The organism is Streptomyces sp. NPDC005141 (genome assembly GCF_053599975.1).
Genome location: NZ_JBSFYW010000145.1, coordinates 1 through 3,032, shown reverse-complemented (window position 1 = coordinate 3,032; position 3,032 = coordinate 1). Strand labels below are relative to the sequence as shown.

Below are 3,032 nucleotides of genomic sequence, written 5' to 3'. Positions count from 1 at the left end.
CGGAAGTCCTCGACCGCGAGGTGGTCGAAGTCGCGGACCACGGTCTTGGCCCATTTGCGGCCGGTGTCCTGGCGCTGTCGGGCGATCTTCTTGGACACCTTCGCCGCCGCAGTGCGGGCCGTGCGGTAGCCGCCGGTGTCGGGCCTGTTCTTCGGGGTCCGGCGGCGGGCCATCTGTCGCTGGTAGCGGGCCAGCTTCACCGCGGCGGTCCTGCCGTGCTGCGGGTGCGGGAGATCGTGGGCGTCGCTGGTGGTGGTGGCGGTCTCCTTCACGCCCCAGTCGATACCGATCGCGCGATCCGTGGCGGGCAGCGGGTCGATGCTGCCGGCCACGACGAACGAGGCGTACCAGTGTCCGAGGCTGTCCTGGTATACGCGCGCCGACGTCGCCTCGGCGGGCAGCTCGCGGGACCACACCACGGTCAGGGCGATGTTGCCGGCCAGGCGCAGGCGGCCGTCCTTGACCCTGAAGCCGCGCCGCGTGTAGTTCAGCGACACCAGCGCCTCGCGTTTGCGCTTGATCCGGGGCATCCCGGCCCGCTGCCGCACCGGCAGCCTGGCCTTGATGTCCGTAAGTGCCTTCGCGCGGGACTTCGCGAAGTCGCGGATCATCTGCTGTTGCGGCACCGAACTGCCCTCGCGCAGCCACGCCATCGCACCACGGGCCTGAGTGAGCATCTTGTCCAGCTGCGCCGGACCGCACGTCACCTTGACGGCGGCGTTCCTGTTCAGGCCGTGGACCTTGCGGGACATCGCCACGCACTCGTTCCACACCCACCGGCAGCGCGCCCACTCGGCATCCAGGCGGGCCAGCGCGGTGGACGACACCCGCAGGCGGTAGGTGTACCGGGCGTGCCCGACCTCCCCCACACCACCTGGTGTCGCCATGGCCTCATGCTGCCACCGCACCGCTACGTCGGGAGGCACGAAGCATGAAGAAACCCGCGTCCATGCCGCCGTGGCGGACGCCGAATCGCCCTGACGGCGATTCGCCTTTCCCTGCCCCGTGGGGATTTCATTCGTCCCCGGCCTGAAGGCCGGACCATCCTCGGAGGACAACAGTGAGCTGGAGCATTGAGCGGGAGAACGGATCCGACCTCGACCTCGCGGACGTGCTGCGGGTCTACGAGGAGTCGGGCCTCGGCGAACGCCGGCCCGTCCAGGACACCCAGCGCATGGCCGCCATGGTGGGCAACGCCAACCTGGTGGTCACCTGCCGCGTCGACGGCGAGCTGGTGGGCATCGCGCGCAGCGTCTCGGACTTCTCCTACGTGACCTACCTGTCCGACATCGCCGTCGTCCGCGCCTACCAGCGCACGGGCATCGGCCGGCAGCTCATCGACGCCACCCGCAAGGAGGCGCCCCAGGCCAAGATCGTCCTGCTGTCGGCGCCCGCCGCGGCCGACTACTACCCGCACATCGGCTTCACCGCCCACAACTCCGCCTGGGTCCTCAATCCCTGAACGGCCCGCCTGCCCCCGTCACCGGCCCGCCCCACTGTGTACACGGGGCGGGCCGGCCCCTGCTCGCGGCCGGCCACGGGGCCGACTGGTCATCCGTAGGCCTCCGCCGGGAGCCGAGGGCCACCAGGTCCGAGGGCGGCGCCGAGCAGGACGGGATCGGTCAGGCACCCGGAGCCGTCCGGGTGTTCTATCCACACGCGGCCGCGCACCGGGTACAGCACGGGTGGGCAGCGGAGCAGCCAGCCCCGGGGGCGGACGGTGATCGTGCAGACGTCGTCGAGGTCGTTGCCGAGGGTGGGAGGCAGCAGCCACCAGGAGATGCCCTGGCTGACGTCGGCGAGGACCGGGCCTCGTAGGGCGGGTGGGATGCGCTTGACCGCGTCCATGGTGTGGGCGAGCGTCGCTTCGGCCACCATCCAGTGACCGCCGACGGGGAAGGCTCCCAGCTCGTCCGCGTCCCACAGGGTCCGGACTTCGGCGGGGGTGTCGGCGCAGGACAGGAGCCAGTCCTGTCCTGCCTGCCGTACGTACGGGGCAGGGTGTAAGACCATGACCAGCACGTTACGAAGCCGGATTGTGGCGGCGCCGACCGGTTGCGCCGGATTGCGAGCAGCGCCCCTACAGTTGCGGCCGATTGCTCATGCGAGATCGAGCGAGGACCGGGCACGACCGATCAGACGGCGGGCCGGGGGGCCGTACTCGGCAGACTCAGCGAGCCAGTCCCATGCCCGTTCGTACAGGGCGACGTCGTCCGCGCCGGTGAGCCACAGTTCCTCGCTGATCGTCTCGACGATGACCAACCGCGTGTCGTAGATCCAGAAGGCGTGCGGGGCGGTACGCCGCAGCTGTGTCCCGAACGGCAGGATGCCAAGCTCTACCGACCGCAGGCCGATCAGGTTGTACAGCCGGTCCAACTGCTCGGCCATCACGTCAGCAGGGCACGCCCGGTGGTACAGCGCGGCCTCGCACACGAGGAATCGGAAGGTCTTGCCCGGCTCGTACAGCGCCTCTTGCCTGCGTGTACGCGCCTCGACCGCGGCCTCGGTCGTCGAAGGGATCCCGCGGAACTCCGCGTTGGCGTTGAAGATCACCCACGCGTACTCGGGCGTCTGGAACAGGCCGGGCACACGCGAGACCTCAAGGCCCCGGATCGTCTCGGTGGCTGCGGTCTCCTGGATCGCCACCTCTTGCCGACCCCGGTGCCCGCCGGCGAGCGCCGGCGCCATGACCGGTGCTTCATCTCCAGCCCTGCCTGCAGCCCCTGGAGTTCGGCCTCAGCGTCCGACCGCCCGATGCCCTGCGCCCACGCCGTGATGTCCGCAGGTGTCGGTGTCTGCTTGCCGTTCTGCAACCGGGAGACCTTCGAGGGCTGCCACCCGAGACGGGCGGCGAGGTCTTTCCCCTCGACGCCGGCCTCGGTGCGCAGCTGCCGCAGCCGCACACCGAGGGCTTCTCTCGACGACTGGAAGTCTGTGGTCACCGGGTTCCTCCGAGGATGCCTCGGCCTTCAGGCCGGGGAGGAATCGGACTCCTGCGGAGCAGGGCAGGAAACGGGATTTCGCCCCCAGGG

3 protein-coding genes and 1 pseudogene are annotated in these 3,032 nt (G+C 70.1%); 1 reads left to right on the top strand and 3 read right to left on the bottom strand.

Going from position 1 to position 3,032, the window contains the following annotated elements:
• A partial coding sequence (locus tag ACWD68_RS41680; protein WP_451811685.1) for an RNA-guided endonuclease InsQ/TnpB family protein occupies window positions 1–887 on the bottom strand: 887 nt, incomplete at its 3' end.
• Between the two features lie 173 nt (window positions 888–1,060).
• Between ACWD68_RS41680 and ACWD68_RS41675 the strand changes: the two genes are divergently transcribed.
• Window positions 1,061–1,462, top strand: a complete 402-nt coding sequence (locus ACWD68_RS41675; RefSeq protein ID WP_451811684.1) for a GNAT family N-acetyltransferase — start codon at window positions 1,061–1,063, stop codon at window positions 1,460–1,462.
• An 89-nt stretch (window positions 1,463–1,551) separates the two neighbouring features.
• Here ACWD68_RS41675 and ACWD68_RS41670 read toward each other — a convergent pair whose 3' ends face one another.
• Window positions 1,552–2,013: a hypothetical protein gene (locus tag ACWD68_RS41670; protein ID WP_451811683.1), complete on the bottom strand. Its 462-nt coding sequence runs from the start codon at window positions 2,011–2,013 to the stop codon at window positions 1,552–1,554.
• An 87-nt stretch (window positions 2,014–2,100) separates the two neighbouring features.
• Window positions 2,101–2,942 (bottom strand): annotated as a pseudogene (locus tag ACWD68_RS41665) (helix-turn-helix domain-containing protein).
• Window positions 2,943–3,032 lie beyond the last annotated feature (90 nt).

Excerpts from the sequence above, each read along its gene's own strand:
- ACWD68_RS41670 (WP_451811683.1), bottom strand. The coding sequence starts at position 2,013 with ATGGTCTTACACCCTGCCCCGTACGTACGGCAGGCAGGACAGGACTGG.